A 13,472-nucleotide genomic window follows, 5' to 3' on the forward strand; every position below is an offset into this window, starting at 1 on the left:
ATGAATTTCTACAATAACTCACCTTCACAAGGAGCGCTTTATGAAGCCGGAAAACAAGATCCCCGTACTCGACAACATTTCGGATGAAATGAAAAGTGTGGTGAATTTTCATCGCGAAGATTTGCCGCCGTGGCCCGCTGCCGATGACTTTGTGGCCCAGCGTAAACACTACATTCATGAACGGCAGTTGTGGAATGCCGATGCCCCACAGATGAATACCCGAGAATGCGTTATTTCCACCGCATTCGGCCCCGTTGCCACACGAATTTACGCTCCGCTGCCCCATAGCCAGGCGACGCTATATTACCTGCACGGCGGCGGTTTTATTCTCGGTAATCTGGATACCCACGATCGCATTATGCGTTTACTGGCGCGCTATACGCAGTGCACGATCATTGGCATCGACTATTCGCTTGCGCCAGAGGCCCGCTACCCGCAAGCCATCGAAGAGATTGTCGCCGTCTGTCAGTACTTTTATCAGCACGCTGGCGATTATTCCCTTAATGTGAATCATATTGGTTTTGCGGGCGATTCCGCCGGGGCCATGCTGGCGCTTGCCAGCGCGTTGTGGTTGCGGGATAAACAAATTGCCTGCGGCAAGGTGGCTGGCGTGCTGTTGTGGTATGGGCTTTACGGCCTGCAGGATTCACTGAGCCGACGGCTAATGGGCGGCGCCTGGGATGGTTTAACCCGCGAGGATCTGCAGATGTACGAAAACGCGTACCTGCGTAGCGCCGACGATCGCGAATCACCATACTATTGCCTGTTTAATAACGACCTGACGCGCGACGTACCGCCGTGTTTTATCGCCGGTGCGGAGTTTGATCCGCTGATTGACGATAGCCGCTTATTATTCCAGACGCTACAGGCGCATCAGCAGCCCTGCCAGTACAAAATGTACCCCGGTACGTTGCACGCCTTCCTGCACTATTCGCGGATGATGAAAACCGCCGACGATGCGTTACGGGAGGGCGCGCGTTACTTCAGAGCGCAGCTTTAACGGTAGGCTGCGGTCAGTTTAACCATCATTTCGATATGTTCCGGTGTGGCATTCAGCGCCGGAATATACTCATATTGCTTACCGCCTGCCTCAAGGAAAATCTCCCGGTTTTGCACCGCTATCTCTTCCAGCGTTTCGAGACAATCAGCCGCGAAGCCCGGACACATGACCTGGATATGTCGGGTCCCTTTCTCCGCCAGCATTTTTAACGTTTCATCGGTATATGGCGTCAACCACGGTTCACGGCCAAAACGAGACTGGAAGGTCATCATCACTTTTTCCGGCGGCAAGCCAAGCGCAGAAACCAGCTCACGAGTCGTATCGCGACAGCGCTGCGGGTAGTCATCGCCTTCATCGGCGTAGCGCTGCGGAATGCCGTGGTAGGAAAGCAGCAGCAAATCGGGTTCACCATGTTGAGCAAATGAATCACGGGCGCTCTTGGCCAGCGCATCAATGTAGCTGCTGTCATCGGCGTAATCACGAATAAATGAGATGCCAGGAATACTGCGTTTACGCGCTAAGATTCGCGCCAGTTCGTCCCAGACCGCCGCCACGGTAGAACAGGAATATTGCGGGTACAGCGGTAACACCACCATGTGTTCAACTCCGCTTGCCAGCAGTTCATCGACCGCGCTTTCAAGCGACGGTGAACCGTAGCTCATCCCCAGCGCGACAGGCGTATTTGGCAGACGTTGTGCCAGCGCCTGCTGCTGCGCCTTGCTGTAGACCATCAGCGGGGAACCGTCTTCCATCCAGATTGACTGGTACAGCTTTGCCACGCGTGGCGCACGCAGCGGCAAAATCACACCACGCAGCAGCGGCCACCACAGCGCAGGTGACGTATCGACTACGCGTTGATCGCTTAAAAACTGGCGCAGGTAGCGCTTAACGGCTTCGGGGGTTGGGGCATCGGGAGTGCCGAGGTTTGCCAGCAGGATACCGGTTTTCGTCTGACGCATTACCGCCTCTTATCGATTCAAATTGTTGATAATTGTAGCGGAAAAGCGATAAAGAAGAACTAATTGCTGTGAAAGGTAAGACGAGAATTTGCCTGATGGCGCTGCGCTTATCAGGCCTAAATAAAATCGTAGGCCGGATAAGGTGTTTACACCGCCATCCGGCATTGACTGCGCTAAAACTTAACCGAGGATTTTTTCCAGCGCTGCGCGAACGTCAGCCACAGCCTGGGTGCCATCAACTTTCGCGTATTTGGTGTTACCCGCCTGCGCTTCTTTCGAGTAGTAGCCGATCAGCGGAGCGGTCATCTGATGGTATTCCACCAGGCGCTTACGTACGGTCTCTTCCTGATCGTCTTTACGGGTGGTCAGCTCTTCGCCGGTCACGTCGTCTTTTCCTTCAACCTTAGGCGGGTTGAATTTGATGTGGTAAACGCGGCCAGAAGCAGCGTGTACGCGACGACCCACGATACGGTCAACGATCAGCTCGTCCGGAACGTCGAATTCAAGAACGTAGTCCACGTTGATGCCTGCTTCTTTCATGGCATCAGCCTGCGGAATAGTACGCGGGAAGCCATCAAGCAGGAAACCATTACGGCAGTCTTCCTGAGCAATACGCTCTTTTACCAGCGCGATCACCAGCTCATCAGTCACCAGCTTACCGGCGTCCATGATGTCTTTCGCTTGTTTGCCCAGCTCGGAGCCAGATTTCACGGCAGCACGCAGCATATCACCGGTGGAGATTTGCGGAATACCATACTTCTCCATGATGAACTGAGCCTGAGTTCCTTTACCCGCGCCCGGAGCGCCAAGCAGAATGATACGCATTACGAAAATCCCCTTAAAGGTTGTCGATATTTTTTAAAAAGCGCTAAACGATACCACCATCACGCAATTGGCTCAAGGAAGACGCCCGACGCTGAAACGGTTAACGGTGGGAAAATTAAAAATGAGGAGAGAAAATGCCGGATCGCGGTGTAAACACCGTATCCGGCCAGGGATCGACGAGATGGTGTAAGCCGGACACGCGTTAGCATCATCCGGCATTACCTTACGGCTATCAGGACACCAGCAACTGGTTCATACGACGAATGAACTGGTTCGGATCTTCCAGCGTGCCGCGTTCAGCAAACAGCGCCTGATCCAGCAGCAGTTCAACCCACTCTTTGAACTGCGCTTCGTCCTGGGTATCCGCCGTGCGTTTGACCAGCACGTGATCCGGGTTGAGTTCAAAGATATATTTCACTTCCGGTACGGCCTGGCCGGCAGCAGCGAACAGTTTCGCCATCTGGGTGCTCATTTCGTCCGCATCGGTGGTAACGATGGCCGGCGTGTCGGTCAGACGGTGAGTCAGACGCACTTCTTTTACGCGATCGCCCAGCAGGGTTTTCACGCGCTCAACGAACGGCGTCAGCGCTTTTTCCGCTTCTTTTGCCGATTCGTCAACGTCATCCGCCAGCTTGTCGATGGACTCGTCAGCTTTGGCTACGGACTGGAATGCCTTACCGTCGAACTCGGTCAGGTAGTTCATCATCCACTCATCGATACGGTCAGAAAGCAGCAGCACTTCGATGCCTTTCTTACGCAACAGTTCCAGGTGCGGGCTGCTCTTCGCCGCCGCATAGCTGTCTGCGGTGATGTAGTAGATTTTCTCCTGCCCTTCTTTCATACGCGACACGTAGTCTTCCAGCGACACGGTTTGTGCGGAGGAGTCAGTGTGCGTGGACGCGAAGCGCATCAGCTTAGCGATCGTTTCCTGGTTAGCGTTGTCTTCCGCCGGGCCTTCTTTCAGCACCAGGCCGAACTGTTTCCAGAAGGTCTGGTATTTTTCTGCGTCGTCTTTCGCCAGTTTTTCCAGCATCTGCAGTACGCGTTTGGTCAGCGCGCTACGCAGGTTACGGGTGACGGTGCTGTCCTGCAGGATCTCACGAGAAACGTTCAGCGGCAGATCGTTAGAATCTATCAGGCCACGCACAAAGCGCAGGTAATTCGGCATAAACTGCTCGGCGTCGTCCATAATGAACACGCGCTGAACGTACAGTTTCAGACCATGTTTGTGATCGCGGTTCCACATATCCCACGGAGCCTGAGACGGGATGTACAGCAGGCTGGTGTACTCCTGCTTACCTTCCACACGGTTATGACTCCAGGTCAGCGGATCAGTGAAGTCGTGCGCGATATGTTTGTAGAATTCGTTGTACTCGTCGTCTTTGATTTCCGATTTGTTACGGGTCCACAGCGCCTGCGCCTTGTTGATCTTTTCCCAGGAAACCACGGTCTCGCCGTCTTTCTCTTCAGATTTCTCGATCTCTACCGGCAGCGCGATATGGTCGGAATATTTGCTGATGATGGAACGTACGCGCCAGTCATCAAGGAACTCGTCTTCGCCTTCGCGCAGATGCAGCGTGATTTCGGTGCCGCGATCGTCTTTGGTGATGTCGGCAACGGTGTACTCACCTTCACCCGCAGATTCCCAGAACACACCATTTTCCGGTTTATCGCCCGCTGCGCGGGTACGCACGGTGACTTTATCCGCCACGATGAACGCAGAGTAGAAGCCAACCCCGAACTGGCCGATCAACTGGCTGTCTTTCGCCTGATCGGACCCCATGGATTCAAGGAAAGATTTAGTGCCGGATTTCGCAATGGTCCCTAGATGATCGATAATGTCATCACGGTTCATCCCCACGCCGTTATCGGCAATGGTCAACGTACGCTTATCTTTATCGAAGGAAACACGCACACGCAGCTCACCGTCACCTTCATACAGGTCCGGGTTAGACAGTGCGCGAAAACGCAGCTTGTCTGCCGCATCCGAGGCGTTAGAGATAAGCTCACGCAGGAAGATTTCTTTATTGGAATACAGAGAATGGATCATCAGGTGCAGAAGCTGTTTTACTTCTGACTGAAAACCACGAGTTTCTTGTCCTTTCATGTAGGTCTACCTCAACAATGCCATTTTCAATGGTAAAAACAGGTTGAGGGTGAAATGGGGACAAGCGGGAAGGATTTCAAGCGGAAGCCGCCGTCGCGGCCTCCGTTTGTTCAGAATTTAATCTTGTGTCGTCCTGCCAGAGAGTGCGACAGCGTGGTGCCATCGACCATTTCCAGCTCGCCACCAACCGGAACGCCATGGGCGATACGGCTGGCTTCAACGTCATATTGCATGCAAAGCTCAGCAATATAGTTGGCGGTCGCCTCTCCTTCGACCGTGGGATTGGTCGCCAGGATCAGTTCGCTGATTTGCTCAGATGCCAGCCGCTGCTCAAGACGATCCAGCCCGATATCATCAGGACCAATACCGTCCAGCGGCGACAGGTGTCCCATCAGCACGAAGTAACGTCCGGAAAATTGCCCGGTTTGCTCAATGGCGTAGATGTCCGCCGGACTCTCCACCACGCAAATCTGACCGTTTTCCTGGCGACGCGGGTTCGAACAGATGTTGCAGACGTCTTGTTCTGTGAATGTGCGGCAATCGGCACAGTGGCCGATTTCCGACATCGCCTTCGTTAACGCCTGCGCCAGACGCATCCCGCCGCTGCGATCGCGCTGAAGCAGCGTGAACGCCATGCGCTGCGCAGACTTCGGGCCAACGCCCGGAAGACAGCGCAGAGCTTCCATAAGCTGAGTTAACAGCGGGCTGGTTTGCATCAGAACGGCATCTTAAAGCCAGGCGGCAGCTGCATTCCGGAGGAAACAGAGGCCATCTTCTCTTTCTGCGTCTCTTCAATACGGCGCGCGGCGTCGTTGAATGCCGCAGCAACCAAGTCTTCCAGCATCTCTTTGTCGTCTTCCAGCAGGCTTGGATCGATCTCCACACGACGGCAGTTATGCGCGCCGTTGATGGTTACTTTTACCAGACCCGCGCCAGATTCGCCGGTCACTTCCAGCTTGGCGACTTCTTCCTGCATCTGCTGCATTTTTTCTTGCATCTGCTGGGCCTGTTTCATCAGGTTACCCAGACCGCCTTTACCAAACATAGGCTTCTCTCTCAATCACGTTAAGGGATGACGACCGTCAAACCGTAATGGCTGACGATCAAATGGGGCGAATACTCTCTTCGTCCAGGTCCGCATCGAAAAAACGACGCAGCGTCTGAATGTTATTATCCGCAATAATCGACTCACGCGCCTGCGCGAGTTTCTCTTCATAAATGGCCTGACGCCACTCCAGCGGCGTGCGCACCGCTGGATTATCATCTTCAACGATGGTCAATTCAACCGTTGACCCTGTTAAGGAACTCAATGCTTCGGCCAGTTTTTGCTGCGCGCCGCTGGAGTTAAGGTGTCGCTGCGTGGAACGCAGGTGCAGGCAAACCACGTTGCCATTCTCTTCTTTCCAGGCATTAAGCGCCACCTGCTCCACCAGTTTAGGCAGCGAGAGCTGGCTTACCTGTGCGGCCCACGGGTCGCGTTCGATGGCCTCAGCCGCCAGCTTTGCCGCCAGTTCTGGCGTTTTTTCATGCTCAAGCGCTTTTTTCAGCGCTTTCGGCGTAGCGACGACTTCTTTGACTTCTGCAACAGGATTGGTCGCTTTCCAGCGATACGCTTCTTTCTTCGCTGGCGCTTTTTCCAGCGCAGAGACAGTTGGGCGCGCCTGAACACGTTCCGACACCGAAGCCAGTCTTTCCAGCGCAGCATTATTCACCGGCCGCGCGCGGGAAGCGGCTGCCGGTTCACTCTTTTTTGGTTTGGTTGCTCCCTGAGCGCGTTGCAGCTGGCTGCGTGCCGCCAGCACCTGGCTGGTAGCATCGGAGAGCGGCACATTCTGTTGCTGTTGCGCTGCCGCAGGCTGCTGCGGCACCTGCGTCGGGTTCATCACCGCAGTGGGTGCGACCGGGGCAAAAGACTGTCGCGGGGCTTCAGGTTCCGGGAGCGGCATGCGCGGATGAAAAGCCAGCGCACGTAGCAGCGTCATTTCAACGCCCATTCGCCTGTCCGGCGCATACGGCAGTTCTTTGCGCCCGATTAACAGGGTCTGGTAGTAAAGCTGCACATCGGTTGGCGGGACGATTCGCGCCAGTTCGCGCATACGCTGTTCAATAGCGGCCATATCGCTGCCGAGCGCGGCAGGTGAAAGCTGAACCATGGCAATACGATGCAGCAGAGCCGACATCTCAACCAGTAGCGCTTCCCATTCAATACCGCGCGCGGCGGCATCGTTCACCAGCGTCATAACGCGTTCGCCGTCCGCAGCCACAACCGCTTCAACCAGCGAAAGCGCCTGGTCGTCGTCCAGCGTGCCGAGCATGGTGCTGACCGCGTCGGTCGAGACCTGACCATCGCCGCTGGCGATCGCTTGATCGGTCAGGCTCAGCGCATCGCGCAGGCTGCCGTCCGCGGCGCGAGCCAGCAGTTGCAACGCACGTGGCTCATGGGCGATATGCTCTTCTTTGAGGATATGCTCAAGCTGATGGCGAATCTGTTCGACATCCAACGCTTTAAGATGGAATTGCAGACAGCGCGACAGGATAGTCACCGGCAGCTTCTGCGGATCGGTGGTCGCCAGCAGGAACTTAACGTGTGCGGGCGGCTCTTCGAGCGTTTTCAGCAAGGCGTTAAAACTGTGGCGCGACAGCATGTGCACTTCGTCAATCAAATAGACCTTAAAGCGACCGCGCGCTGGCGCGTACTGGACGTTATCCAGCAGGTCACGGGTGTCTTCGACTTTGGTGCGTGAGGCGGCGTCGATTTCAATCAAATCGACAAAGCGCCCCTGCTCGATTTCACGGCAGTTATCACACACGCCGCACGGCGTAGCGGTGATGCCGGTTTCACAGTTTAATCCCTTCGCCAGCAAACGGGCGATTGACGTTTTCCCGACGCCACGGGTGCCGGAAAACAAATAAGCATGATGAATACGCCCTAACGACAAGCCGTTCGCCAGTGCCGTCAGCACATGTTCCTGGCCGACGACGTCAGCAAAGGTTTGTGGGCGCCATTTTCGGGCTAAGACCTGATAACTCATTGGCAGGCTCTGAAAGGCTGGAGGGTGGATTCACAGGGGGATAATGCTAACACAACCTCGCAGCGACGGCGAGGTTGTGTGTCTCGGTATTAATCTGCCGAGATAAGATAGCCCGAAATTAGTGGCCCGGGAATGGAACCAGGCTATAACAGGTCAGTCCCTGCTTTTCCAGACGCTGCTCGCCACCCAGATCAAACAGGTTAATGATAAATGCAGCATCGGTCACTTCGCCACCCAGACGGCGGATCAGTTTCACGGTCGCTTCAATCGTGCCGCCGGTTGCCAGCAGGTCGTCCACAACCAGGACTTTATCGCCAGGTTTGATGGCATCAACGTGGATTTCCAGTTGATCGGTGCCGTATTCCAGCTCATAGCTCTCAGCAATAACTTCACGCGGAAGCTTACGGGGTTTACGTACCGGAACAAAACCAACGCCCAGACCCAACGCTACCGGCGCGCCAAACAGGAAGCCACGCGCTTCGGTACCAACCACTTTAGTGATACCCGCATTTTTGTAGCGTTCAACCAGCAATTCAATACTGAGGGCGTAGGCTTTCGGGTCTTCCAGTAAACTGGTGACATCACGAAAAAGAATGCCCGGTTTTGGGTAATCGTGGATGCTTTTGATGCTATTTTTGAGAAACTCAAGCTGCTGTGCAGTCGCGGTCATAAGTTTGTGCCTGATTAATACAGTATTACTTCACGGCGCACTATACACTTCATCCTCGACGTATCTTGAATGATTTTGTGTCTGTATAAGAGCCAAGGTTATATTTGCTTAACCTTTGACCACCTGCGCCTGTGCTCGAAAACGGTCGAATTTACTGGCTGTGAGAGACAATTGCAACAGCGTTTATTGCGCTTTACTGCTTTTGTTGTTTTTCATCAATCACCGGGATCCGCCACATAAAAATCAGTAAACAGGCGAGAATAACCAGCAGCAGGCCGCGTACCCACATCATATTGACCAGCCACAGTGAAATACTAAACGTTACCAGGATCAACAAAATAGCGCGCGGCTTTGCTCCCGGCGGCATCGCGCGGTGTTTTTGCCAGTGGCGCAGATACCCGCCGAACCACGAACGGTACAGCAACCAGTCGTGAAAACGCGGCGACGAGCGAGCAAAACACCAGGCGGCCAGCAAGATAAACGGCGTTGTCGGCAACAGAGGCAATACAACGCCCAGCGTTCCTAACACTACCGCTATCCAGCCTATGATGATTAGAATAATGCGTTGCATAATATGAATACTTAACACAGAGAATCGCTACTTTATCATAACAGTTCTCATTTTCATCGGAGTGTTGTCGTGAAAACCGTCATGCTGCTTCAGACGCTCGAAAACCAGCTTAACCGCTTGCGGCAGCGTTGTGCCCCACTGGCACACCATGCCACGCTTAGCGCCCGCTTTGACAGGCATCTGTTTCACACCCGCAGCACGTTGCTACAGGCCTGTCTGGATGAAGCTGATGATAATCTCACTGCTCTACGTCGCGCAGTTGAACAGCAACAACTACCACAAATTACCTGGCTTACGGAACACCTTGCCTCACAGTTAGAGGCGATTTCACGTGAAACCGCCAGTTGGTCGCTCCGGGAATGGGACAGCGCCTCTCCTGGCCTGGCGCGCTGGCAGCGTAAGCGAGTTCAACACCAGGAGTTTGAGCGCCGCCTGGTTGAAATGACGCGTGAACGTAAAGAACGCCTGGCACAGGTTACGGGCTTTGAAGAACAGCAAAAACTGCATCGCGAAGTAGAGGCATTCGAAGCACGACTGGCACGCTGCCGTCATGCACTGGCAAGAATAGATAACGTGCTGGCGCGTTTAACCCGCTAATCCCCGGAGAATTTATGTCATTAGAGAACGCCCCAGATGAAGTCAAACTGGCCGTCGATTTGATTGTCCTGCTTGAAGAGAATCAGATGGAGCCTGAAACAGTTCTGAAAGCACTGGAGATTGTGAAGCAGGATTACGAGAAGAAACTGCTCTCTTTATCTAAAAAAGAGCGGTAACTGAAAACCTGATGGCGTTGCACTTATCAGGCCTACGAATGAATCGAAGCTCGCAGGCCTGATGATTTTTTCTATTAACCTACCGAAGGCGTCGGATCGTCACCTTTAATGATGTCACGCTTAACCTCGGTCACGGCGTCACCTTTCGCGTTATGCAGATGAACTTCGAGCTGGTTAAAGGCGATATCAATGTCATTTTCACGGCACAAACGATCGACCGCCCGGTTAAGTTCATCAACCGTGTGGCTACGATCGCGCAATTCACGCACGTATAAACGCAGCTCATGATCCAGCGTGCTGGCGCCGAAGGCGGTAAAGAACACTGCAGGCTCCGGATCGTGCATCACTTTCGGGTGTTCTGTCGCCGCCTGCAACAGCACCTTCTTCACTTTGTCCAGATCCGAACCATAGGCCACGCCAATGCGGATCACCAGACGCGTGGTGGTATCGGAGAGCGACCAGTTGATCAACCGCTCCGTCACGAATGCTTTGTTCGGGATGATCACCTCTTTACGATCGAAGTCAGTAATGGTGGTGGCACGGATACGGATCTTGCTGACCGTTCCGGAGAACGTACCGATGGTCACGGTATCGCCGATGCGTACCGGGCGTTCAAACAGAATAATCAGACCGGAAACAAAGTTACCGAAAATCTCCTGCAAGCCGAAACCAAGACCAACCGAGAGAGCAGCGGCCAGCCACTGTAGTTTATCCCACGAGACGCCGAGCGATCCGAAGACCGTCATCGCACCAATGGCGATGATGGCGTAATTCAGGATCGTGGTGATCGCATAAGAAGCCCCCTGGCGCATCTTCAGTCGCGAGAGCACCAGCACTTCCAGCAGGCCGGGTAAGTTGCGGATCAGCGCCCACGCGACCATTGACGCAATAATCGCAAACAACAGGCTGCCCATGGTGACGTCTTTCACCACTGTCGCACCCGCTTCGGTGCCGTTGTAATGCCAGAGCGTTATGCTGTCGAGATAGCTGAACACGGTGATCAAATCAGACCAAATGGCCCAGAACAGAACACCAAACAGGGCAACCATCACCAGCATGGTTATACGCAGCGTTTGCTGGTTAACCTGCTCCAGCGCAATAGTCGGTTCTTCCTGCGGCTCTGCGCCTTCGGCCCCTTCTTTCACCAGGTTTTGACGACGCGCTAACGCACGACGCCAGGCGATACGACGAGCCGCTACGCTCAACCCTCGCAGCACCGTCTGGTACAGCAGATTCCAGAGGATAACCAGATAAACCGTTTCAATCCAGCGGCCCGCCAGGCGCAGCGTGGTGTAGAAATACCCTGTCGCCGTCAGCACCATTAATGCAATCGGAATAATAGACAACACGGTAATAGTGACCAGACGCAGACCATGCGACTCTTTGTCACGCCAGCTTTCGCGGCACATTGGCCATACCAGGAAGGCGATCAGCAGCAGGTTGAGGAAAATGACCACCTGGCCAAGCACATCGTCCATCAAATTAAGCGGCGACAGCTCAGCAATGACCGACCAGAAGTTAAGCGGCAACAGCGCAAGGCTAATACGCACAATCTGGCGACGCCAGTGGCTGGTCTGCTTCGCTGGCATGCCAAAATGACGTATCGCCACGCCATCTTTTTCCAGCACCTTCCAGCACAGACCAAACACCAGCCAGAAGATGGTCATCTTCTTACTGAACGCCCACAGCAGGTCGCTAATATTCAGCTGCATAGTCAGCAGAATCAGACCCACCGCGAGGATAATCAGACACGCCGGCAAGGCTCTGATGAGATCGATCAGAATCGCTTTTGGCGTATTAAGCTGACTGTCATTGCGCAGGTTCCCCACCGCGGCGGCTAATTTTGCCTGATAATCCTTCAGCCACTTCAAACGCCAGCGGATTAACCCGGCGATAAGCAGCAGCGGCAGCCCTGCCAGGAACGCAATAAATACGGCGGGCCAGGCTTTTTCCCAGTTCACCGTGATTTTCATCGACTTAAACTGGTCTTTTAGGGTTTGCGGGAAGGCTTTGATCCAGTCCCAGTCCATCGGACGGTTACTGTTAACCCAGAAGATTTGCTGCGTGAGGATCTCTTTCAGGTTTTTCGACACGCTCATTAACTGCTGCTGGTTGATTTGCAGATTAATCGCCATCATCAACTGGTTGCCCAGCTGCTTATTTAGCTGATCCAACAGTTCACGACGCATATCCACGACCTGCAGCAGGGCATCATGGACTTCAGGATTAACGTCGTTGCTGTGCCCTTCTTCCAGTTTGGCAACAAACGCATCATTCTGGAACAACGTATCGCGCTGCTGGTTAACTTCGAACTGCTCCAGACGCAAATCGGCGATCCGGTTGGTCATATCGGCAAGCTCATCCGCCGACGGCAGCGTTTGTTGTTGCTGATATAAAATGCGCGACAGCAGCAGACTGCCTTTCAGGACGGCGATCTGCTCTTTAATGTTGCGTTCGGATTGCAGCGCGCGGTCAAGCCAGTTTTTGACCTTGATATTTTGCTGCATCAGGCTGTTGCCGTTTTCAGTCGCGGCAATCAGGCGCTGGCTGAGCTGATGGTTAACATCAAGTTCCTGCTTCACTAACGGATTGGACTGAATACGCTCGGCTTCGTCCGGCGTTACCGCTTCCTGTGCCGTCTTTTCGGTTAACGTCAGTCGTTTGCTGTTCACCGCCTCTTGCAGGAGCTGGAGCTGGTGTTCAAGGCGGTTACTATGCGCCGTCACATAATCGCGTTGTTTTTGCAGGGTATCCTGCAAAACGGTATTCCCTTCGAGGCTCTTACGCTGCTGGTCGATCTGCGCGTTCAGCAACGCTTGCTGCGCCTGCAGCAGCACCTGCTGGCTGGGGCGTAAAGCCGCCTCTCCCACAGTGGTGCCATCGAGTCGATTGCGGATTTGCTGCATCTGTTGCGACGCGGTGTACATCGCATTTTGTACGCGCTCTGGCTGTGTCTGCAGCGATACCAGTTGGCTGTTGTAAGCGGCCAGATCATTTTGCGAGCTTTGCAGGTCATCCAGGACCTGCGACACGCGCGACTCAAGCTGTCGTAAGGAGAGCGTACTCAGCGTTTTTCGCGTTTCATCGTCATTATCGACATCGCTAAGCGAATTTAGCGCATCCGTCGCCTGACGCATTTTCTCCGGCGCCTGGGCAACTTTTTGCCGAAGCTGTACGGTTTCATCCTTCACACGATCGATTTTATCCAGCGTGGCAATGGTATCGATGAGATCCTGTTGAACCAGCTTATCCTGTGCGGAGAGATCTTTTTGTTTATTCAGCGTGTCTAACTGGCTCTGAATATCCGCTTTCGTCGGCAGTTCACCACTCTGTTGCGCCCGCGCAAATGCAGATGACTGGCAGGATAGCAATAGAATGAAGAAAAGAATGGTAATAGCAATAAGATGCTGTGAACGTTTATAGAGCTGCAACATAGTCATGAGAATGAAGGTTTCTGAACCGGAAAAGTGACCGAAAATAGTCAAGCGGCAAGAATATCACGGCTGTGACCGGCAGAATAGCAGGAGGCAAAATG

The 13,472-nt window shown here is 53.9% G+C and carries 12 protein-coding genes and 1 other annotated feature; of the genes, 3 read left to right on the top strand and 9 right to left on the bottom strand.

Annotation, left to right across the window (positions count from 1 at the left end; translation table 11 throughout):
- Window positions 1-40: 40 nt before the first annotated feature.
- On the top strand, window positions 41-1,000 hold the full coding sequence (aes, locus tag HV243_RS18675; RefSeq protein WP_053389375.1) for an acetyl esterase: 960 nt from the start codon (window positions 41-43) through the stop codon (window positions 998-1,000).
- On the opposite strand, the gene hemH is transcribed toward aes, so the two are convergent.
- The 8 genes from hemH to HV243_RS18715 all read right to left on the bottom strand — a co-directional run bounded on the left by hemH (window position 997) and on the right by HV243_RS18715 (window position 9,164).
- Window positions 997-1,959: a ferrochelatase gene (hemH, locus tag HV243_RS18680; RefSeq protein WP_016152084.1), complete on the bottom strand. Its 963-nt coding sequence runs from the start codon at window positions 1,957-1,959 to the stop codon at window positions 997-999. The genes aes and hemH overlap by 4 nt on opposite strands.
- A gap of 180 nt (window positions 1,960-2,139) precedes the next feature.
- Window positions 2,140-2,784 (bottom strand): adenylate kinase, encoded by a 645-nt coding sequence (gene adk / locus HV243_RS18685; RefSeq protein WP_003021773.1) that lies wholly within the window; start codon window positions 2,782-2,784, stop codon window positions 2,140-2,142.
- 232 nt (window positions 2,785-3,016) lie between these two features.
- Entirely contained in the window at window positions 3,017-4,891 is a 1,875-nt protein-coding gene (gene htpG / locus HV243_RS18690; RefSeq protein ID WP_181603864.1) for a molecular chaperone HtpG, read from the bottom strand.
- A 110-nt stretch (window positions 4,892-5,001) separates the two neighbouring features.
- Window positions 5,002-5,607 (bottom strand): recombination mediator RecR, encoded by a 606-nt coding sequence (gene recR / locus HV243_RS18695; RefSeq protein ID WP_016152082.1) that lies wholly within the window; start codon window positions 5,605-5,607, stop codon window positions 5,002-5,004.
- Window positions 5,607-5,936, bottom strand: coding sequence for a YbaB/EbfC family nucleoid-associated protein (locus tag HV243_RS18700; protein ID WP_003021764.1), 330 nt, complete (start codon window positions 5,934-5,936; stop codon window positions 5,607-5,609). Before HV243_RS18700 ends, recR begins: the two co-directional genes overlap by 1 nt.
- A 58-nt stretch (window positions 5,937-5,994) precedes the next feature.
- Window positions 5,995-7,923, bottom strand: a complete 1,929-nt coding sequence (dnaX, locus tag HV243_RS18705) for a DNA polymerase III subunit gamma/tau (protein WP_016152081.1) — start codon at window positions 7,921-7,923, stop codon at window positions 5,995-5,997.
- Window positions 6,598-6,662 (bottom strand) — a sequence feature (DnaX frameshifting element). (Overlaps the previous gene by 65 nt.)
- A gap of 118 nt (window positions 7,924-8,041) precedes the next feature.
- Complete coding sequence (gene apt, locus HV243_RS18710) at window positions 8,042-8,593, bottom strand: adenine phosphoribosyltransferase (protein ID WP_006685676.1); 552 nt, start codon at window positions 8,591-8,593, stop codon at window positions 8,042-8,044.
- A gap of 193 nt (window positions 8,594-8,786) precedes the next feature.
- The gene (locus HV243_RS18715) at window positions 8,787-9,164 is read right to left on the bottom strand and encodes a DUF454 family protein (RefSeq protein ID WP_029139439.1); all 378 of its coding nucleotides are present in this window, start codon (window positions 9,162-9,164) and stop codon (window positions 8,787-8,789) included.
- Window positions 9,165-9,233: 69 nt separating this feature from the next.
- Between HV243_RS18715 and priC the strand changes: the two genes are divergently transcribed.
- Window positions 9,234-9,761: a primosomal replication protein N'' gene (gene priC, locus HV243_RS18720; RefSeq protein ID WP_016152078.1), complete on the top strand. Its 528-nt coding sequence runs from the start codon at window positions 9,234-9,236 to the stop codon at window positions 9,759-9,761.
- 14 nt (window positions 9,762-9,775) lie between these two features.
- Window positions 9,776-9,937, top strand: a complete 162-nt coding sequence (gene rsmS, locus HV243_RS18725) for a pleiotropic regulatory protein RsmS (protein ID WP_019076177.1) — start codon at window positions 9,776-9,778, stop codon at window positions 9,935-9,937.
- Window positions 9,938-10,011: 74 nt separating this feature from the next.
- Here rsmS and mscK read toward each other — a convergent pair whose 3' ends face one another.
- Entirely contained in the window at window positions 10,012-13,377 is a 3,366-nt protein-coding gene (mscK, locus tag HV243_RS18730; protein WP_053389374.1) for a mechanosensitive channel MscK, read from the bottom strand.
- Window positions 13,378-13,472: the final 95 nt, after the last annotated feature.

This window comes from Citrobacter sp. RHBSTW-00599 (assembly GCF_013784065.1).
Classification (GTDB): Bacteria; Pseudomonadota; Gammaproteobacteria; order Enterobacterales; family Enterobacteriaceae; genus Citrobacter; species Citrobacter braakii.